Here is a 19,347-nt window from a genome sequence, read left to right on the forward strand (position 1 = left end):
CTCCTTACTTGCTGGTGGCCAGCACGCCGTTGCCTTCCACTTCAGGCTCCTGCACCCGCAGCACGCAGAGGCCGGCGATGAAGAGGCTGACGCCGCCGATCACCAGGGCGTAGATCGGCTGGTCGCCGAAGAAGCTCTTGAGCAGGAAGCCGAGGACGCTGGCCGCCAGCAGCTGGGGTATGACGATGAAGAAGTTGAAGATGCCCATGTAGATGCCCATTTTCTCCGCCGGCAGGTTGTCGGACAGCAGCGCATAGGGCAGGGACAGGATGGAGGCCCAGGCGAAGCCCACCCCCACCATGGACAGCAGCAGCCAGTCAGGATCCTTGATGACGGCGATGGACAGCAACCCTGCACCGCCCAGGAAGACGTTGATCAGGTGGCTGACTCGCAGCCCCAGGGCCCGCACCATCAAGGGGATTATCATGGCGGCGACGGCGGCGAAGCCGTTGTAGGCGGCGAAGAGCACCCCTACCCAGTTGGCGCCGTCGTTGTAGGCGGCGGAGCTGGGGTCTGTGCTGCCGAAGTGGATCTGGGTCACGGCAGAAGTGGTGTAGATCCACATGGCGAAGAGGGCGAACCAGGAGAAGAACTGCACCACCGCCAGGCGGCGCATGGCGTCCGGCATGGCGTAGAGGTCGGTCATGATGTTGCCGAACATGCCCTGGCTCTTGTGGATGGAGAGGGCCAGCAGCGCCAGGCCGTAAAAGCCGAGCCCCCCGCAGAGCAGGTACAGCTCTCTTTCGAGGCCAAAGTAGAAGACGCCGGCGGCGCCGGCCAGGCCCAGGGCCAGCCACTTGAGGCCGCTTTGGCGGGCGGCGGAGGCGTCCAGCTTGGCGGGTTTGGCGTGCTGACCGGCAAAGGTGCTGAGCTGCTCGGGGGCGTATTCGCGGGTGGAAACCACTGTCCAGCCCACGGCCAGGAAGAGCACCAGGCCGCCGAAGTAGAAGGCGTAGCGGACCGTATCGGGGATGGCGCCGGCGTCGGCAACGTTGCTGACACCGCACTTGGCGAGGATCCAGGGCAGCATGGAGGCCACAACGGCGCCTATGCCGATGAAAAAGCTCTGCAGCGTATAGCCGGTGGGGCGCTGGCTGGGGGGCAGCTGGTCACCGACGAAGGCGCGGAAGGGCTCCATGGAGATGTTGATGGAGGCGTCCATGATCCACAGCAGCCCCGCCGCTATCCAGAGGCTCGGGGAGTTGGGCATGGCGAAGAGCGCCAGCGTGGTCAGGATGGCGCCGGCCAGGAAATAGGGGCGGCGGCGGCCGAGGCGGGTCCAGGTGCGGTCACTCAAGTAGCCCACTATGGGCTGGACCAGCAGGCCGGTCAGGGGCGCCGCTATCCACAGCACCGGGATGTCGTCCACCTTGGCGCCCAGGGTCTGGAAGATGCGGCTGACGTTGGCGTTCTGCAGGGCGAAGCCGAACTGGATCCCCAGGAAGCCGAAACACATGTTCCAGATCTGCCAGAAGGAAAGCTGCGGTTTGTTGGTCATGTCGTTATTCCTCGTTGGGGTCTGCTCGACCCTGCTCGGGGCGTCCGGCCCCCCGATAAGCCCGGGCGCAAGCCCGCCATCTTGACGTTTACGCCATGGTGACCCGAGCCCCAAGGCGCGGACAACGACCTGCATACGTATTCACAGCATATTCCTTGCCGCAAAACGGCTCCAGTCAGAGCTCACCGGGCTCATCGTCAAGGCGGTTTTTCAGGTTTTCAGGACCCCTTCCCACCCGTCCTGGGTGACCTCAACGTTACCCCAGCGACTTTACCTTTCCGTCAACTTTTTAACCTGCATACGTATGCAGGGTGGTTGTCCCTCCCAGGCGCCCCACGTAAGCTGCGGAGCAATCGTCAGAGCCCCTTAAGCGGGCCCCTTCACCAAAGCAAATTGGGGTGGCTATGAGTCAACAACCATGGTGGCGCGGCGCCGTCATCTACCAGATCTATCCCCGCAGCTTCCAGGACACCAACGGTGATGGCGTGGGCGACCTGCCCGGCATCATCGACAAGCTCGACTACATCGCCTCCCTCGGCGTCGACGCCATCTGGATCTCGCCTTTCTTCAAGTCGCCCATGGCCGATTTCGGCTACGACATCGCCGACTACCGCGACGTGGATCCCCTGTTCGGCAACCTTGCCGACTTCGACCGCCTGCTGGCCGGCGCCCACCAGCGCGGCATCAAGGTGATGATCGACCAGGTGCTGTCCCACACCTCCGTCGAGCACGACTGGTTCAAGGAAAGCCGCGAAGACAAGACCAATCCCAAGGCCGACTGGTACGTCTGGGCCGACGCCAACGAGGACGGCACCCCGCCCAACAACTGGCTGAGCCTCTTCGGCGGCGTGGCCTGGCGCTGGGAGCCGAGGCGCTGCCAGTACTACCTGCACAATTTCCTGTCCTCCCAGCCGGACCTGAACTTCCACAACCCCGAAGTACAGAAGGCGACCTTGGACAACGTCAAGTTCTGGCTGGACAAGGGTGTGGACGGCTTCCGCCTGGACGCCATCAACTTCTGCTTCCACGACAAGCAGCTCCGTGACAACCCGGCCAAGCCCAAGGACAAGCGGGTCGGCCGCGGCTTCAGCCCGGACAACCCCTACGCCTTCCAGTACCACTGGTACAACAACACCCAACCCGAGAACCTGCCCTTCCTGGAAGAACTGCGGGCCCTGGTGGACCAGTACCCCGGCGCCACCACATTGGGGGAGATCTCCTCCGAGGATTCCCTGGCGACCATGGCCGAGTACACCGAAGGCCGCCGCCTGCACATGGGTTACAGCTTCGAGCTGCTCACCGACGACTTCACCGCCGCCTATATCCGCGGCACCGTCGAGGGCCTGGAAGCCAAGATGACCCAGGGCTGGCCCTGCTGGGCCATCTCCAACCACGACGTGCAGCGGGTCGTGACCCGCTGGGGCGGCGCCGCGCCGCCGGCCCACATGGCCAGCATGCTGACCGCCCTGGTCTGCTCGTTGCGCGGCTCCGTCTGCGTCTACCAAGGCGAAGAGCTGGGCCTGGCGGAAGCCGACGTCGCCTTCGAGGATCTCCAGGATCCCTACGGCATCACCTTCTGGCCCCAGTTCAAGGGCCGCGACGGCTGCCGCACCCCCATGCCCTGGACAGGCGGCGAGCACGGCGGCTTCAGCACCGCCAAGCCCTGGCTGCCGGTACCGGACGACCACCGCAGCAAGGCGGTGGCCCTCCAGGAAGGCCAGCACGACTCCACCCTGGCGAGCTTTCGCACCTTCATGGCCTGGCGCAAAACCCAGGCCGCCCTGGTGCTGGGCGAGATCCGCTTCCTGGATTGCCCCGAGCCGGTGCTGGCCTTCGTCCGTGAGCATGAAGGCAAGCAGGTGCTGGTGGCCTTCAACCTGAGCGACGCCCAGGTGGAAGTGACCCTGCCCATCGAAGGCGGCCTCAAGCCCCTGTCCGGCCACGGCCTGCTCGAAGGCCTGGCCGAAGGCAAGGCCCTGCGCCTGCCGAGCTACGGCAGCTTCTTCGCCGAGCTGGGCTGAACCCCCTCGGAATAAAAAACGGGCCCTCGGGCCCGTTTTTTATTGGCTCGCCAGGGCTTCGAGTGCCGCCATGGCCGGCGGTATCTGCTCCAGGGCTATGGGCCCCAGGCCCAACAGCAGCAGGTCGGCCCCGTCGCCAAACAGGCTGCTGTGGCAGAGGTTGATGCCGGCCTGCTGGGCCCGCGCGGCCAGGGCCCTGAGGTCCAGCTTGCCCTTGGCGGCCAGGGCCATATGGACCCCGGCCAGCAGCGGCACCGGTTTCAGGTGGGCGCTGCCGGCCAGGGCGGCGCAGACGGCGTCGTGCTTGGCCTGGTAGTGCCGGCGCATGGCCCTGACATGGCGGCGCAGCGCCCCCTGGCGGATGAAATCGGCCAGGGCCACCTGGGTCACAATGGCGCCCTGCATGTCCGCCACCTGCCGAGCCAGCACCAGGGACGGCAGCAGCCAGTCCGGCGCTATCAAGAAGCCGAGACGCAGATCCCCGAACATGCACTTGGAGAAGGTGCCCACGTAGAGCACCCGGCCGTCCCTGTCCAAGGTCTGGAGGGCGTCGATGGGCTGGCCACCCAGCTGGAACTCGGCGTCGTAGTCGTCCTCGACCACCAGGAAATCCCGCTCCCTGGCCAGCTCCAGCAGCGCCAGGCGCCGGCTGGCCGACATCGCCACAGTGGTGGGGAACTGGTGAGAAGGGGTGACGTAGACGAGATCCACCCCGGCCGGCAGGGCCTCCACCACCAGGCCTTCCTCGTCCACAGGCACCTCCACTATGCGCGCCCCGGCCGCCTCGAAGGCGCGGCGCGCCATGGGGTAGCAGGGGGCCTCCACGGCCACCAGGGTCCGGCCCGGCTCCACCAGGCAGCTGGCGATCAGGTTGAAGGCCTGCTGGGCGCCGCTGCACACCAGCACCCCCTCGGCGGTGCAGGACACGGCCCTGGACTGGGACACGAAGGAGGCGATGAGCTCGCGCAGCGGCGGGTAACCGGCCCTGTCCGTGACCAGACCCTGGGTCTCGAAGCGGCGCAGGGCCCGGCTGACGCAGCGGCGCCAGCTGTCGAAGGGGAAGCTGTGGACGTCGGCCCGGCCCAGGGCGAAATCAAAACGGACCGGCTCCACCCGCTGCGCATCGAAGGGCGTCATCCCCTTCCAGAGCGGGCGGATCCAGCGGCCGGCATCGGGCGGTGCGGCGTTGCTTGGGAAGCGGCCCTTAATGTCGCAGACCTGGGTGCCACTGCCGACCTTGCTCTGGAGCAGGCCCTCGCTGGCCAGGCGCTCATAGACCTGCAGCACCGTATTGCGCGACACCCCCAACTGGCGGGCCAGCTCGCGGCTGGGGGGCAGCAGGGTGCCGGCCTTGAGGCGCTGCTCGAAAATGGCCTGGCTGAGCTGGCGATGCAGCTGCAGCCGCAGCAGTTCGGGGCCCTGGCGGTCCAATTGCAGGTGCAGGCCAAAGATTGGATCCATGACATTTCCAGTTATTGGAACTCTTGAAGGGCCAATATAAATGGCATCCTGGCGCCATCCAATCCTTAAGACGAGGCAATTCCCATGACCTTTTGGCAACGCCTCCTGGCCGCCCTCTGCATCTGCTCAAGCGCGGCGGCCCTGGCACAAGACAGGGCTTACCAGGACATCCCCCTCACACGCTTTTCCGACCAGCAGCAGGTGACCCTGGCCAGCCTGCCCCAGGACAGGCCCACTTACATCAAGTTCTGGGCCAGCTGGTGCAAGCCCTGCATGGCGCAGATGCCCCACTTCGAGCACGCCTACCAGCAGTACAAGGACAAGCTGAACCTGGTGGCCCTCAACATCAACATCAACGAGGAGCCCGCCCAGATCCGCAAGGTTGTCCAGCGCTTCGGCCTCAAGATGCCCCTCTGGCTCGACGAGGACGGCGCCCTGGGCGTGGCCCTGGGCCTGGTGGGCACCCCTTACAGCCTGCTGTTCGACCGCCAGGGCCGGCTGGTCTACAGCACCCACGAAGCCGACGCCGAGCTGGACCAGCAACTGGCGCTGCTGGCCGCCGGCAAGGCCAGCCCGCCCGTGGCCATGGCGGCACTGGACAACCGGGCCAGCGCCGGGCTGCTGGCCCCCTGGCAGCAGGGTGAACACCTGCTCTTCTTCACCGCCACCTGGTGCGACTGGTACCTCAAGGACAGCAGGCCGGCCATGGCCCAACGCTGCAGCCGCGCCCAGCAGGGCCTGAACAGCCTGGCCGCCAGGCTGCCCAACAGGCCCTGGCAGGTGCTGGTCAACAACCTCTGGACGGACGACAAGTCGGTGCAGGAATTTCGGGACAAGTTCGGGCTGCGCCAGCCGATACAGGTGGACGAACAGGGCCTGCTGTTCAACCACTTCGCCGTACGGGACATCCCGGCCCTGCTCTGGGTCAAGGACGGCAAGGTCCTGGCCAGGATCACCGACTTCGACGACCAGGCCGCCGTGGCCAGCCAGCTCAGCGCCGTCAAGCCCGTCTTCCTCAAGGCCGGCCAGGCCTTCAAGCTCAGCAGCCAACGGGACGCGGACCAACTGGTGCTGACCTGGGACATCGCCGACGGCTACTACCTCTACCAGGACCAGCTCCAAGTGCGGGTCAACGGCGCCCTGGTGAGCCCCAGCCTCCCAAAGGCCCTGTCCCACCAGGACCCCTACTTCGGCACCAGCCACATCTACCGCCACCGCTTGAGCGTCAAGGTGCCGCTCAAGGCCGGTGACCAGCTGGCGGTGCGCTACCGCGGCTGCGCCGACGGCGGCCTCTGCTACCCCCCCACCAGCCAGACCCTGCTCTAAGGGCGGCTTTTCCCAAGGCAGAGCCCCCGCTAAGATGGGGCTTTGCCTTGAACGGGAACGCCATGGACAGCCAGGCCCTTCGCCACTACCTGCTGCAAAAACCCGAGGCCCAGGAGGACTACCCCTTCGGGCCGGAGATCGCCGTCTACAAGGTGCGCGGCAAGATGTTCGCCCTGCTGGGCCATTTCCAGGGCCATGACAGCGTCAACCTCAAGTGCGACCCTTTCGAGGCCCAGGCCCTGCGCGACATCTTCCCCGCCGTCAAACCCGGCTACCACATGAACAAGCTGCATTGGAACACGGTGCTGCTGGACGGCAGCGTGCCGGCAGGCGAGCTGGAGCGGATGGTGGACGCCTCCTTCGCCCTGGTGGTGGCCGGCCTCAAGAAGGCCGACCGCCTGGCTTTCCAGGCCAAGTACGGCTTGTAACATCTTGAAGCAAAAGCCTTCTTGGCAGCCGATCTGGCCAAGGTAGACTGGCCCTCTGCCAAGCATGACAACAGCGACCATGTTCCCGACCAAGACCCAGCGCCTGGTAGCGCTCTACCAGATCTTCAGCGCCCTGGCCTTCCTGGCCCTGGGCCCCCTGCAGCAGCGGCTGGGCCTGGAGGTCAGCGGCGGCGAATGGCTGCGCTGGGCGGGCCTTGCCGCCTTCAACGCCGCCCTCGGCCTGGGGCTGCTGCGCAGCCAGGGCTGGGCCCTGGCCGGCAGCGCCGTCAACCAGGCCCTGCAACTGGTGGCCTTCGCCTACGGCGGCTGGCAATACGGCTACCGCAGCCTGCTCAACATCGACCTCTACTACCAGTGGTTCGGCACCTTCAGGGGCGCCGGCCTCAACCTGCACCTGGAGCCCGCCTGGCTGGCCGGCGTCCAGCAGGCCGCCACCAACAACGTCCACCTCAACCTGGTGGCCCTGGTGATGCTGGTGCTGCTGCTCTGGCGAAAGCCATGAAAAAGCCGGGCAATGCCCGGCTTTTTTGTCAGAAGCTGACGCTGCCCTTGAGGGCCGCCACCCAGGCGTCGTCGTTTTCATCCAGGCCGCCGGGATGGCGCAGGTACTGGATCTCCGGCCTCAGGACCAGGTAAGGGGTCAACTGGAACTTGTAGTAGCTGGCCAGCACCATCTCTTCCCCTTGCACAGGCGCCCCTTGCAGCCGCTGGCTATCGGCCAGGCGGCGGCTCACGTGCAGGTACTTGGCGGCCAGGCCCCACTTGTCCTGCGGGCGGGCGGCGAAGGGCCCCTGGTAGTTGAGGCCGAACGCCAGGGAGCGGTCGACTGTGGTGATGTCCCTGTCGTTGACCGTGCCCATGGCGAAGAGGCTCAGGCCGCGGCTCTTGTCGCCGCCGGCGGCGGTGATCTGCTGGTCGAAGACGAAGTAGGCGCCGTCCTTGCTGCCGTGCCGGCGGCCTTGTTCGCCGCTTAGCGCCAGGGGCTGGCCGTTCTGATCTTCAAAGAGATCGGCGCCGCCGACGCTGTCATGCCAGTAGCCCAGCTTGTAGCTGCCGGGCAGACCCTTGAGGCTGGGGGTCCAGGCCAGCTCCAGGGGCAGGCTGTAGCCCTGGGTGCCCTTGGGGTTGCCGAAGTTGAGGCGCTGGGCGTTCTCGAGCCAGCTGGGGTTCATCTGGTAGATGCCGCCCTTGAGGGACCAGTCGGGGGCCAGCTGGTAGCGGGCCACGGCCGCCCACTGGCTGATGGGCCAGTTGTAGAGGGTGCCGTTGAAGTTGCCGGGCTGGGAGCCGCAGAAGCCCAGGTAGGTGAATTCGCATTCGAAGTCGCCGAACTCGGCGCCGATGTTCATCCGCCCCAGCTTGAGGTCGAACTCCCCCAGCCGCTGCTCGTAGTAGAACTCGGCGATGCGGGTCACCCGGCCGCGGCCGTAGACCTCCATGGACTCCATCAGCTCGCCGATGCCGGCCTTGGCGTTGAGGTTCTCGGCCTCACCACCGCGGTTGGCCAGGGTGAAGTGGAAGAGGCCGCCGTCCAGGCCCCAGAGCTTGCCGAGGTCGAAACGGGCACCCAGCACCGTCTGGTCGGCATGGCTCTGGCTGTGGCGCTGGCCGCCGCTGAGGTTGGCGGCGCCTTCGAAGGTATAGCCGAGGTTGAGGTCTATGCCTCTGTCATGGAGGGCGGCACGGCTGCCGCCCCAGTCGCCGAAGAGGTATTGGCCGGCGTCGAAATCATCGGCCTGGGCGGCGGCGCCCAGCAGGCTCAGGCCGCAGGCGGCCAGGGAAAGGGAATGCTTCATCAATATTGCTTGTGGCTGTTTGGCAGAGCAGGCCTTTTTAGTGGCAAGGCAGCGGCGCCTCAAGAGGCAAAGGGCCCAGCGGTCACCAGGCCCGCCTCGGCGGCGCCGCTGGCCCCTGGCAGGGCCGCGGCTCCCCTTGCTAGGATGCGGTGTCGAAGGAGGGCTTATGGATATCAAGGCGCTGCGTTATTTCCACCAGGTGGCCAGCACCGGTAGCTTCACCGCCGCCGCCCAGCAGCTGGGGGTGGCCCAGCCGGCCGTCAGCATGGCCGTGCGCAAGCTCGAGGACGAACTGGGGCTGCGCCTCTTCCACCGCCAGGACCGGCAGGTGCAGCTCACCGACGAGGGCCGGCGCCTGCTGCCCCACGCCGAGCGCATCCTCAAGGCCCTGCTGGACGCCGAACGGGAGATGGAGGAACTCAAGGGGCTGGGCACAGGCGAGGTGCGGGTGGGGATCCCGTCCATGCTGGGCTCCTACCATTTTCCGCCGATCCTGATGGCCTTTCGCCACCGCTATCCCAACCTCAACCTCTCGGTGATCGAGGGGGGCACCTGGGAGCTGCAACAGATGCTGGAGGCGGGTGATCTGGATCTGGCGGTGATCGCCTCGGAATTCCTGCCCGAGGAGCTGGAGGCCAGGGTCTTCCTCACCGAAGAAATGCTGGTGACTGTGCCCAAGGACCACCCCTTCGCCGCCCAGCCCAGCGTCGACATCCAGGACTTCTTCGACCAGGAGCTGGTGATGTTCCAAGAGGGCTACTTCCATCGCAAGGTGATGGACCGCCTGGCCCGCGAGGCCGGCCGTGAACCCAAGGTGGTGTTCCAGACCAACCTCATTCCCTTGATCAAATCCATAGTGCGCCACGGCTTTGGCATCTCCACCTTGCTGCGTATGGCCGTGGCAGACGAGCCTGAGCTGGTGTCGGTGCCCTTCGCCCAGCCGCTCTGGCTGGAGCTGTCCATCGCCTGGCGCAAGGACAGCTACCTGTCCAAGGCCAACAGCGCCTTCGTGGACTTCCTGCTGGAGGCCTCCTGATCCAAGAGTCAGGGCGGCGCGTACGCAGCAGTCCACCCAAGGAGCGACAATGCTGACCCTTCACCACCTGGAAAAATCCCGTTCACAGCGGGTCCTTTGGCTGCTGGAAGCCCTGCAGCTGCCCTATGCCCTCAAGTGCTACCAGCGCGACCCCAAGACCTTGCTGGCCCCCGCCGAGCTCAAGGCCGTGCATCCCCTCGGCAAGTCGCCGGTGCTGGTGGACGGCGACCTGGTCGTGGCCGAATCCGCCGCCATCCTCGAATACCTGCTGGACCAGTACGGCCAGGGCCGCTTCCGCCCCCAGGACGCCGGGGCCTTGCAGCAGTATCGCTATTGGCTTCACTACGCCGAGGGCTCCCTGATGCCGCTGCTGGTGATGAAGCTGGTGTTCGGCCGCATCCCACAAGGGCCCATGCCCTTCTTCGTCCGCCCCCTGGCCCGCAGCCTGATGGCCAAGGTCCAGGCGCTGTTCCTGGCGCCCCAGCTCAAGAACCATCTCGACTACATCGAGGGCCAGCTGCAAGGGCGGGACTGGTTCGCCGGCCCCGGCGCCGGGGACTTCTCCGCCGCCGACATCCAGATGAGCTTCCCCCTGGAGGCGGCCGCCAGCCGCACCGACCTGGACGCCTACCCCAATATCCGCGCCTTCATCGCCCGCTGCCGGCGCGATCCCCACTACCAGCAGGCGCTGGAGAAGGGCGGCCCCCTGCTGTTGTAGCGGGCCTGAGCCGCAGCAGGCGGCCGTCGTCCTCGTCGGTAAGCAGGTAGAGCAGGCCGTCGGGCCCCTGGCGCACATCCCGCACCCGCTGCCCTATCTCCTTGCCGAAGAGCCGCTCCTCGGCCAGCACCTGGTCGCCCTCGAGGGCCAGGCGCACCAGGTAGCCGAACTTCAGCGAGCCGATGAAGAGGCTGCCTTTCCAGGCCGGGAAGGCATCCCCCGTGTAGAAGGCCATGCCGGACGGGGCTATGGAGGGCGTCCAATGGTAAATGGGCTGTTCCATGCCGGCCTTAACGCTGCCCTCCCCTATCTTGCCGCCGCCGTATTCCTCGCCGTAGGTGATGATGGGCCAACCGTAGTTGCGGCCGGGCAGGTCGATGTTGAGCTCGTCGCCGCCCTGGGGGCCGTGCTCATGGGTCCAAAGCTGGCCTGTCCAGGGGTTGATGGCGGCGCCCTGGACGTTGCGGTGGCCAAAGGACCAGATCTCGGGCCTGACCCCCTTGTGGCCGGCGAAGGGATTGTCTGCGGGGACGCTGCCGTCCGGCTCCAGCCGCACCACCTTGCCGAGGCTGTTGGCCAGGTTCTGGGCCTCGTTGCGCCTGCTGTAGCGCTCCCCCAGGGTGATGAAGAGGCGGCCGTCGGGGGCGAAGGCCAGCCGCGAGCCGAAGTGGGCACTGGAGCGCACCTTGGGTATCTGGCGGAAGATGACCTCGCGATCGGTGAGCCTCCCCCCTCGAAGATGGGCCCTGGCCACGGCGGTGCCGTTGGCGCCCCTGGGCCCGGGCTCGGCGTAGCTGAAGTAGAGCCAGCCGCCGTGCAGGGCTATGTCCAGCAGCCCACCCTGGCCCACCGCCGCCACCTTCGGCAGCCCCTGGATGGGCGGCCCCACCTTGCCCTTATCGATGATACGCAGCCGCCCGGGCCGCTCCGACACCAGTTGCCTGCCGTCAGGCAGGAAGGCCAGGGCCCAGGGGTGCTCCAGGCCGCTGGCCAGCACCTCCAGCTCCACCTTGGGCTGTGCCAAGGCCAGGGCGGGCAACAACAGCAGCAAGGCCAGGGCTTTCATAAGGATTCCTCGGCAAAAGAAAAGGCGGCCTGGGCCGCCTTTGTAGTTTAGAAGCTGGCGCTGACCGCCTGGGTCTGGCCGCTGTTGAAGCTGTTGTTGCTGCCGCCCTGCCATTCGATGCCGGCGCTGGGGTCGCTCTCGTCCCGCTTCAGGCACTTCCACTGCACGGCCGTGTCGGCGGGCAGGCTGATGCTGCCGGTCCAGGTCGGGTAGCTGCTGGGGGAGAGCTTGACGGCCGCTGCCGGGTCCCAGGCGCCGAGGGCGGCAATGTCACCCACCACATAGACACTCTGGCCCTGGTAGGTGGTGCCGTTGTTGCAAGTGAAGTTCACCGCCACTGTGCTGCCGCTGCCGCCAGAGCCGCCGCAGTTGCTGCCGCTGCAGCTGGCCCCCAGGTAGATGGCGGCGGCGCTCATGGCCGGCACGTTGAAGCTGGCCTGGCCGGCGCTGACGGTGACGTAGTGGCTGTTGCCGCTGTCGTCCTTGCAGCCGTTCTCCGGGTCCCCATCGATGACGTTGCAGTAGCTGCCGTCGGCCATGCCGGTGCTGAAGCTCTGGTTGAGGGCGGCGGCCTCGCGGTTGATCACCACGAAGCCCTTGCCGCTGCGGCCGAAGGCTACCTGGTTGTTGCCGTTGTCCCACCAGTTGCTCATGGGGCTGCCGTCGGTGGCGTTGCGGAAGGCCACCATGTTGGCGATGGGCCGCCAGCGGTGTTCACAGGCGAAGGTGCTGTAGCAGCCGCTCGGCGAACCGTTGTTCCAGACGGTGGCGCCGTTGGGGCCGGCGTCGGTGTCGGTGAAGTAGAAGCTGGACATCACCTTGGGGTAGCCGTAGGGGTAGGCCAGCATGAAGACGTTGGCCAGGGTGTAGAGGTTGCCGTCCTTATAGGTGAGCACGTCGCTGCCGCCGGCGCCATGGCCGCGCTGGTTGTCGTGGTTGTCGGTGAAGACGATGGCCGACTGGTCGCCGACGAAGCCCCAGGCGCTGCCGAAGTTGTTGAGATAGCTGAGCTTCTGGTAGCGGAAGACGTTGCCGAGGTTGGCCGAGTAGCGGAACTCGGTGACCTTGCCCATGCCGGTGTAGTCGTTGGCGCTGACCGCTTCACCGCCCAGGTCTATGACCTCCTGGAAGATGAAGGGCGAGCCGTTCAAACGGCTGTAGATCCCGGCCAGGTCGGAGGGCGCCATGTGCTTGGCGGCGTCGATGCGGAAGCCCGCCACCCCCATGGCGGTAAGGCCATTGAGGTAATTGGCCAGGGTCTGCTGCACATAGCTGCTGCCGGTGTTGAGGTCCGGCAGCCCCACCAGCCGGCAGTTCTGCACCCGCCAGGCGTCGCTGGAATAGTCGCTGCTCTGGATGTCGCAGGCGCTGTGGAAGTCGTTGGCGCTGTAGGCGGGGTAGCTCAGGTTGGTGCTGTCGTAGCTGGAGCCGGCCCAACCTGTACCACTGCCGGCGGCGGTGTGGTTGATGACGGCGTCCACGTAGACGTCGACACCGGCCGCCTTGCAGCGGCTCACCATGTCCTGGAACTCGGCGGCGGTACCGCCGCGGCTCTCAAGCTGGTAGGACACCGGCTGGTAGCGGGTCCACCACTGGCTGCCCTGGATGTGTTCGTTGGGGGGTGACACCTGGACGGCGCTGTAGCCCTTGGGCCCCAGGAACTGTTCGCATTCCTGGGCCACGTCCGTCCATTTCCACTCGAAGAGGTGGACGAAAACGCCGGCCTGGGCCTGCACCGAAGCCAGCCCCAGCCAGGTGGCCAGGATCATTGATGCTTTGATTCTCACAAGGATGTCCTCTTTATCATCGTTATCTGCTGCATCGCCGGCCAGGGGCCGACGCCTCGGGAGAGGTAACTTTGACGTTAAGGGAAAGTGAAAAAGGTGCCAGGGCAAGGCCCATTGAATACGTTTTCATAAACACCAAGGCACCAACCCTGGCATAAAGAAGGGTTGGCCTGGCCGCAGGTGGTGGCAATCGCTTATTGGGTTTGGCCTTGCCGGCCAAAGGCCGGTAAGGTGTTCAGCCTCGCCATTGGAGTTGGCCGCTGATGATCCTGGAAAGCCATTTTTCCCCTGCCCTGGGGCTGGGCAACTGCCACGCCCAGACCGTCTTCCCGACCCTGCACAGATCCAAGCCCTGGGTGGCCACCCGCAGCGAGTGGCTGGACACCCCGGACGGCGACCGCCTGGCCCTCTGTACCCCAAGGCCGCTGGCCGACGATCCCGAACGCCCCCTGGTGCTGGTGCTGCACGGCCTGGAAGGCTCGGTTAACTCCCCTTATGTCCAGGGCTTGATGACGGCCCTGCTGGCCCGGAACTTCCAAGTGGCGGTGATGCATTTTCGCGGCTGCGGCGGCGTGCCCAACAAGCTGCCTCGGGCCTACCACAGCGGCGACAGCGCCGACCCGCGCTGGTTGGCCGCCCTGCTCAAGGCCCGCTTCCCCGCCACCAAACTGATGGCGGTGGGCTATTCCCTGGGGGGCAACGTGCTGCTGAAATGGCTGGGGGAAGACGGCGATGCCAGCCAGCTTGCCGCCGCCGTTGCGGTGTCGGCTCCCATGGATCTGGCCGCCAGCAGCAGGCGTATCCGCCAGGGCCTGTCCCGCTTCTACCAGCGCCACCTGCTGAAGAGCCTCAGGGAAAGCCTGGAGCGCAAGACCCAGGATCCGGCCCTGGCCGGGGCCCTGCCCAACCTCCATGATCCGGCCCTATTCCGCGACTTCCAGCATTTCGACGACGCCTTCACGGCGCCGCTGCACGGCTTTGCCGGCGTCCAGGACTACTACAGCCGGGCCTCCAGCAAACCCCTGCTGGGCGCCATTGCCAGGCCGACATTGATCCTCCACGCCGAGGACGATCCCTTCATCTGTCCCAGCGCCATCCCCCATGAGGCCGAGTTGAGCAGCGATGTGCGCCTGGAGCTGAGCCGCCAGGGCGGCCACGTCGGCTTCGTCTCAGGCAGCCTCTGGCGGCCCCGTTACTGGCTGGAAGAACGGATCCCCGATTTCCTCGAGCAACATCGCTGAGCCGTCAATAAGCAGGCCGGGCGGCCCCACCATTAACGGGCTGGAAGAACGGATCCCTGACTTCCTCAAGCGGCATCGCTGGAAAAGCAGGCCCAGAAAAAAGCCCGCTTGCGCGGGCTTTTTGTCACTGGGTGGGGTAGATGGTCTTGGGCACCAGGTTGAGGGTGATGTTGCCGGACGCCCCCGGGTAGTTGTTGTACACCTGGTTCTGCTCCAGGGTGTAGAAGGCGTCCAGGTAGTCGTCGTCGTTGGTGAACCAGTTGGACGGCATGGCCTCGATGATCTTCTGGCCGAGGCCGGCAAACGGCAGGGCCTCTGGCACGCCACCGGCGGCCAGGGCCTGGCCCAGCACCTGCACCAGCAGGCTCGCCAGTTCCTGGTAGCTGTAGTTGGAGTCCTGCTCGAAGAAGACCACGTCGGCCGCGCCCCAGCGGTACCTGTCCCAATACACCAGCACCTGGTTGGGGTAATAGGTCTTACCGTCGTAGTCCAGATAGGGCATGTCCACTATGTCCACCCTGGGTTTGTCGGCGAAGGGATCGATACCCGCCACCACCGCATAGACCTCGGCGGCGCCCAGCAGCCAGGGCTCCTGGTCGTCGTTGGCATGCACCGACTTGATAAGGGTGGTGGACAGGGGCGCCGTCGTCTCGCTGGTCATGGGGGTACTGAGGCCGGCGTCGACCAGGGCCTGGCGCACCAGCTTGAGGCCGGCCACCTGGGCCTTGTGGCCGTCCTGGCCGACCACGAAGACGGGGCGTTTGGGCAGCTGGTGCACGTCCAGCATGTAGCTGTTGCCCTCGGCGTCGAAGGCTTCGATGGCGCTCCACCGGGACTCGTCACCGTCAGGGACATAGGCCACCAGGGGCGTCTGGCCCTTGTCCAGGGCCGCCTTCATGGACGGGTGGGCCAGCCGCACCTGCAACAGGTTGTCCAGCTTGCCACCCAGGCCGCGCTGGGCCAAGGCGACCTGGTCCCGGTGCTTGGCTTCCAGGGACAGGCTGTCCAGGTGGCGCTTCTGCACCAGCTGCTCGAGGGGCACGGCGTAGTCGCGGCTCACCGACTTGGGCTGCCACTGGGGCAGGCTCCTGGCCAAGTCCAGGGCCAGTTGGCGGTCCGCGTCGGCGGCCAGGGCGGGGACGGCGTAGAGGCCGCCAAGTAGGGTCAAAAGTACAGTTTTCTTCATGGGATATCTCCATCGTTCCGTGATGGGAGAGGGATCCCCAGGGTGCCGGCCTGGCCCGACCAGCAACAGGGCAAGGGGCCAGGTGACAAAGTTGTTAATGCTTACTGGCGCAGCGGCGCCGTGGCGGCCATCACCGCCTCGGTGAGGGCCTGGAGGGGGCCGGCGTCCAGGCGGCGGTGGTGCCAGTAGAGGCGGACCTTGATGCGGTGCTTGGGGGTCAGCTCCACCACCTTGCCCGAATCCAGGGCCTCCTGGGCCTGCCACAGGGGCACCAGGGTCCAGGCCAGGCCCTTGATGGCGGCGTCCACGAAGCTCTGGGCGGCCGGCATGGTATGCACCGGGAAGTCGCCGTCCTTCAGTTCCCAGGGGTTGAGGAACTGCAACAAGAGCCGGTCATGGTGGCCGTAGACCATGGCCGTGGCCTGGCGGAAGGCCTCGGCGGTGGGGCCCTCGGGGAAGTACTGGGCGGCGTAGTCGGGGCTGGCGATAGCCGTGTAGGGCATGGCCCCCAGGAAGTTGGCGTTGCAGCCCTGCACCGCCTGGCCGAAGGCGGAGACGGCCGCCAGCACTTCGCCGTCCTTGAGCTTCTCGTGGGTGATGTCCTGGTCCGAGACCTGCAGGTCCACCAGCAGCTTGTCCTTGACCGGCACCACGGCGTCCAGGAACCAGGTGGCCAGGCTATCGGCGTTGAGGGCGATGCGGATCCGCGGCCGCTCTTCCTTGAGCTGGGGCAGGCGCGAGGCCAGCTCTGCCGACAACAGCTGCAGCTCCTGGTAATGGCGGTACAGCACCTGGCCCAGTTCGGTGAGGCGGATGGGCTGGCTGCGCACCACCACTGGCCCGCCGAGACGCTCTTCCAAGGCACGGATGCGCAGGGAGATGGAGCCCTGGGTCAGGTTGAGCCAGCGGGCCGCCTGTTCGAAGGAGCCCTGTTCGACGACGGCGGCCAGGGCCGCCAGGTGCTTGGGATCGAGCTGCATGATTTAATTTAATGAATGTTTAGATCACATTGCTTTCTATAATAACCCAGGCCGGCTAGGCTGGCAGCCAGAATATTTTTTAGGCATATACGCATGTTTATTCTTGTCTTCACCAAGGGCCTGCTGACCGCCATGGGCCTGATCATCGCCATCGGCGCCCAGAATGCCTTCGTGCTGACCCAGGGCCTCAAGCGCCAGTACCACTGGATGGTGGCCTCGGTCTGCACCTTCTTCGACCTGCTCTTCATCCTGCTGGGGGTGCTGGGCCTGGCCACCTTCCTGCAGTCCATGCCGACCCTGGTGCGTATCCTGCAGATCGTCGGCGCCCTCTACCTTTTCTACCTCGCCTGGCAGGCGGCCAAAAGGGCCCGGGATCTGCACAGCCTCAACGCCTTGCCACAGCGGCGCCTGAGCCGCCGCCAGGCGCTGGTGACGGCCCTGGCCGTGACCCTGGCCAACCCCCAGGTGTTCCTGGAGACGGCCTTTATCATCGGCACCCTGGCCAGCGACCAGGGCCAGGCCAAATGGGCTTTCGCCTTCGGCGCCATGAGCACCTCCATCCTCTGGTTCTATGGCCTCAGCCTGCTGGCCAGCAAACTGGCGCCGCTGCTGGCCAGGCCCCGCGCCTGGCAATGCATAGACGCCTTCACCACAGTGCTGATGACGGCCCTGGGAGTCATGTTGCTGCGAAGCTGATTGGCTGCAACGCCATTCTTGCTACACTGGAAGGCCCCCTTTGATGAGGCCGCTTATGATAGTGCCCTGGCAGTCCCTGGCTACCGACACCCTGGACAACCTGATCGAGCATTTCGTGCTGCGCGAAGGCACCGACTACGGCGAGGCGGAAGTGAGCCTGGCCGACAAGGTGGCGGCCGTGAAGCGCCAGTTGGAGCGGGGCGAGGCGCTGCTGCTGTGGTCCGAGCATCACGAAACGGTCAACATCGTATCCAAGGACGAGATCCCCCATGTCTAGACGCCACCCCGTCATTGCCGTCACCGGCTCCAGCGGCGCCGGTACCACCACCACCAGCCTGGCCTTCCAGCACATCTTCGCCGCCGAAGGGGTCAACGCCGCCTTCATCAACGGTGACGCCTTCCACCGCTACACCCGCCAGGAGATGCAGGCGGCGATCAGGCGGGCCAGGGAGGAGGGGCGCTTCGTCAGCCACTTCGGCGAGGAAGCCAACGATCTGGAGCGGCTGGAGCAGGTCTTTGCCCAGTACGGCAAGCACGGCACAGGCGAGACCCGCCAGTACCTGCACAGCTTCGACGAGGCGGTGCCCCACAACCAGCTGCCCGGCACCTTCACCCCCTGGCAGGGCCTGCCGGAGAACACCGATCTGCTCTTCTACGAAGGGCTGCACGGCGGGGTCAAGACCGACAACGTGGACGTGGCCCAGCATGTGGACCTGCTGATCGGCATGGTGCCCATCGTCAACCTGGAGTGGATCCAGAAGATCATCCGCGACACCGAGGAAAGGGGCCACAGCCGCGAGAAGGTGCGCGAGTCCATAGTCCGTTCCATGGACGACTACTTCAATTTCATCACCCCCCAGTTCTCCCGCACCCACATCAACTTCCAGCGGGTGCCCATGGTGGACACCTCCAACCCCTTCTCCGCCAAGGCCATACCGACGGCGGACGAGACCCTGGTGGTGGTGCGCTTTCGCAACATGCCCCAGGTGGACTTTCCTTACCTGCTGCAGATGATCCACGGCAGCTTCATCTCCCGCATGAACACCCTGGTGGTGCCGGGCGGCAAGATAGGTCTGGCCATGGAACTGATATTGCGGCCCCTGGTGCGCAAGCTGCTGGAAGAGCGTTATGGCTGAGGAGTGGATGGTCAGGGTCGATCCATTCGACAAGCCCCTGGACAGGGTGGCGCGTAGGCTTTTTCCCTTCGGTGACCATATTCACCGCACCACCTTCATCTTCGTGCTGGACAGCCAGGACAGGCTCTGCGTCCAGACCCGCTCCCTGGAAAAGGGCTACTGCCCGGGGCTGCGGGACTTGGCCGCCGGCGGCGTGGTGGGCTGGCAGGAGAGCTATTTTGACTGCGCCCGCCGCGAGTTGGCCGAGGAGCTGGGGGTGGAGGCGCCGCTGCAACTGCTGGGCAAGTTCCTGCACCGAAGCGCCGGCAACCACAGCTTCGGCGTCGCCTACGGCTGCCGCTTCGACGGCCCCATCCGGCCCCAGGACATGGAAGTGACCGACTTCGTCTGGCTGCCCCTGGACCAGGTGCTGCAAAGCCCAGGCCCGGCCTTCACCCCGGACTCCCTGGACGCCTTCCACCGCTTCAAAGGATTCATCCCCTACCTATGAATTGGCAGCTGCTCCACCACAGCGAACTCGATGTCCCCCAGCTCTACGCCCTGCTGGCCCTGCGCACCGCCGTCTTCGTGGTGGAGCAGCACTGCCCCTACCAGGAGGTGGACGGCGAGGATCTGGTCGGTGACAGCTGGCACCTGCTGGGCTGGGAAGAAGGCGAGCTGCTGGCCTACCTGCGTATCCTGGACCCGGCCCTGCACGGCGGCCGGGTGGTGATAGGCCGGGTGGTGACGGCGGCCCAGGCCAGGGACCGTAAGCTCGGCCACACCCTGATGACCATGGCTTTGCCCTTTATCCATGAGCGCTGGCCTGGTTTGCCGATTAAACTGGGCGCCCAGGCGCATTTGCAGGGGTTTTATGGGCGGTATGGGTTTGTTGCCGAAGGTGGGGAATATTTAGAGGATGGGATACCGCATATTGATATGGTGAAGCAATAAAAAACGCCGCTATGCGG

19 protein-coding genes are annotated in these 19,347 nt (G+C 65.8%); 12 read left to right on the forward strand and 7 right to left on the reverse strand.

Annotated features, from left to right (window positions below; genetic code table 11):
- Positions 1–4: 4 nt before the first annotated feature.
- Entirely contained in the window at positions 5–1,498 is a 1,494-nt protein-coding gene (locus tag PVT67_RS16280) for an MFS transporter (RefSeq protein WP_301495461.1), read from the reverse strand.
- A gap of 404 nt (positions 1,499–1,902) precedes the next feature.
- On the opposite strand from PVT67_RS16280, the gene PVT67_RS16285 reads away from it, so the two are divergent.
- A complete protein-coding gene (locus PVT67_RS16285; RefSeq protein WP_301495463.1) occupies positions 1,903–3,519 on the forward strand; it encodes an alpha-glucosidase family protein in 1,617 nt (538 codons plus the stop codon).
- A gap of 39 nt (positions 3,520–3,558) precedes the next feature.
- Here PVT67_RS16285 and pdxR read toward each other — a convergent pair whose 3' ends face one another.
- On the reverse strand, positions 3,559–4,980 hold the full coding sequence (pdxR, locus tag PVT67_RS16290; RefSeq protein WP_301495465.1) for a MocR-like pyridoxine biosynthesis transcription factor PdxR: 1,422 nt from the start codon (positions 4,978–4,980) through the stop codon (positions 3,559–3,561).
- Between the two features lie 84 nt (positions 4,981–5,064).
- Between pdxR and PVT67_RS16295 the strand changes: the two genes are divergently transcribed.
- From PVT67_RS16295 to PVT67_RS16305, 3 genes are all read left to right on the forward strand, one after another.
- A complete protein-coding gene (locus tag PVT67_RS16295) occupies positions 5,065–6,306 on the forward strand; it encodes a TlpA family protein disulfide reductase (RefSeq protein WP_301495466.1) in 1,242 nt (413 codons plus the stop codon).
- Between the two features lie 47 nt (positions 6,307–6,353).
- Positions 6,354–6,734: an MmcQ/YjbR family DNA-binding protein gene (locus PVT67_RS16300; protein WP_336407769.1), complete on the forward strand. Its 381-nt coding sequence runs from the start codon at positions 6,354–6,356 to the stop codon at positions 6,732–6,734.
- A gap of 79 nt (positions 6,735–6,813) precedes the next feature.
- On the forward strand, positions 6,814–7,257 hold the full coding sequence (locus PVT67_RS16305) for a hypothetical protein (protein WP_301495468.1): 444 nt from the start codon (positions 6,814–6,816) through the stop codon (positions 7,255–7,257).
- Positions 7,258–7,285: 28 nt separating this feature from the next.
- Here the strand turns inward: PVT67_RS16305 and PVT67_RS16310 are convergent, their stop codons facing one another.
- On the reverse strand, positions 7,286–8,551 hold the full coding sequence (locus PVT67_RS16310; RefSeq protein ID WP_301495470.1) for a carbohydrate porin: 1,266 nt from the start codon (positions 8,549–8,551) through the stop codon (positions 7,286–7,288).
- 166 nt (positions 8,552–8,717) lie between these two features.
- On the opposite strand from PVT67_RS16310, the gene PVT67_RS16315 reads away from it, so the two are divergent.
- Together PVT67_RS16315 and PVT67_RS16320 are read left to right on the forward strand one after the other, a co-directional pair.
- Complete coding sequence (locus tag PVT67_RS16315; protein WP_301495472.1) at positions 8,718–9,587, forward strand: LysR family transcriptional regulator; 870 nt, start codon at positions 8,718–8,720, stop codon at positions 9,585–9,587.
- Positions 9,588–9,636: 49 nt separating this feature from the next.
- Complete coding sequence (locus PVT67_RS16320; protein ID WP_301495474.1) at positions 9,637–10,305, forward strand: glutathione S-transferase family protein; 669 nt, start codon at positions 9,637–9,639, stop codon at positions 10,303–10,305.
- Here PVT67_RS16320 and PVT67_RS16325 read toward each other — a convergent pair.
- Positions 10,235–11,371, reverse strand: a complete 1,137-nt coding sequence (locus PVT67_RS16325) for a PQQ-dependent sugar dehydrogenase (protein ID WP_301495476.1) — start codon at positions 11,369–11,371, stop codon at positions 10,235–10,237. The two genes, PVT67_RS16320 and PVT67_RS16325, sit on opposite strands and share 71 nt — an antisense overlap.
- Before the next feature lie 47 nt (positions 11,372–11,418).
- The gene (locus PVT67_RS16330; RefSeq protein WP_301495478.1) at positions 11,419–13,140 is read right to left on the reverse strand and encodes a carbohydrate-binding module family 20 domain-containing protein; all 1,722 of its coding nucleotides are present in this window, start codon (positions 13,138–13,140) and stop codon (positions 11,419–11,421) included.
- 281 nt (positions 13,141–13,421) lie between these two features.
- On the opposite strand from PVT67_RS16330, the gene PVT67_RS16335 reads away from it, so the two are divergent.
- A complete protein-coding gene (locus PVT67_RS16335) occupies positions 13,422–14,399 on the forward strand; it encodes a hydrolase (protein ID WP_301495480.1) in 978 nt (325 codons plus the stop codon).
- A 124-nt stretch (positions 14,400–14,523) separates the two neighbouring features.
- Here PVT67_RS16335 and PVT67_RS16340 read toward each other — a convergent pair whose 3' ends face one another.
- Together PVT67_RS16340 and PVT67_RS16345 are read right to left on the reverse strand one after the other, a co-directional pair.
- Positions 14,524–15,585 (reverse strand): DUF3103 family protein, encoded by a 1,062-nt coding sequence (locus tag PVT67_RS16340; protein WP_301495482.1) that lies wholly within the window; start codon positions 15,583–15,585, stop codon positions 14,524–14,526.
- A 101-nt stretch (positions 15,586–15,686) separates the two neighbouring features.
- Entirely contained in the window at positions 15,687–16,565 is an 879-nt protein-coding gene (locus PVT67_RS16345) for a LysR family transcriptional regulator ArgP (RefSeq protein WP_301495484.1), read from the reverse strand.
- A gap of 93 nt (positions 16,566–16,658) precedes the next feature.
- On the opposite strand from PVT67_RS16345, the gene PVT67_RS16350 reads away from it, so the two are divergent.
- From PVT67_RS16350 to PVT67_RS16370, 5 genes are read left to right on the forward strand one after another with little or no spacing between them, the layout of a single operon-like run.
- Complete coding sequence (locus tag PVT67_RS16350; RefSeq protein WP_301495486.1) at positions 16,659–17,261, forward strand: LysE/ArgO family amino acid transporter; 603 nt, start codon at positions 16,659–16,661, stop codon at positions 17,259–17,261.
- Positions 17,262–17,316: 55 nt separating this feature from the next.
- On the forward strand, positions 17,317–17,538 hold the full coding sequence (locus PVT67_RS16355) for a YheU family protein (RefSeq protein ID WP_301495488.1): 222 nt from the start codon (positions 17,317–17,319) through the stop codon (positions 17,536–17,538).
- Positions 17,531–18,397: a phosphoribulokinase gene (locus PVT67_RS16360; RefSeq protein WP_301495491.1), complete on the forward strand. Its 867-nt coding sequence runs from the start codon at positions 17,531–17,533 to the stop codon at positions 18,395–18,397. Before PVT67_RS16355 ends, PVT67_RS16360 begins: the two co-directional genes overlap by 8 nt.
- Entirely contained in the window at positions 18,390–18,887 is a 498-nt protein-coding gene (locus PVT67_RS16365; RefSeq protein ID WP_301495493.1) for an NUDIX hydrolase, read from the forward strand. The genes PVT67_RS16360 and PVT67_RS16365 overlap by 8 nt, the downstream gene beginning before the upstream one ends.
- A complete protein-coding gene (locus PVT67_RS16370) occupies positions 18,884–19,330 on the forward strand; it encodes a GNAT family N-acetyltransferase (RefSeq protein WP_301495495.1) in 447 nt (148 codons plus the stop codon). The genes PVT67_RS16365 and PVT67_RS16370 overlap by 4 nt, the downstream gene beginning before the upstream one ends.
- Positions 19,331–19,347 lie beyond the last annotated feature (17 nt).

The sequence above is a fragment of the Gallaecimonas kandeliae genome (assembly GCF_030450055.1).
GTDB lineage: Bacteria > Pseudomonadota > Gammaproteobacteria > Enterobacterales > Gallaecimonadaceae > Gallaecimonas > Gallaecimonas kandeliae.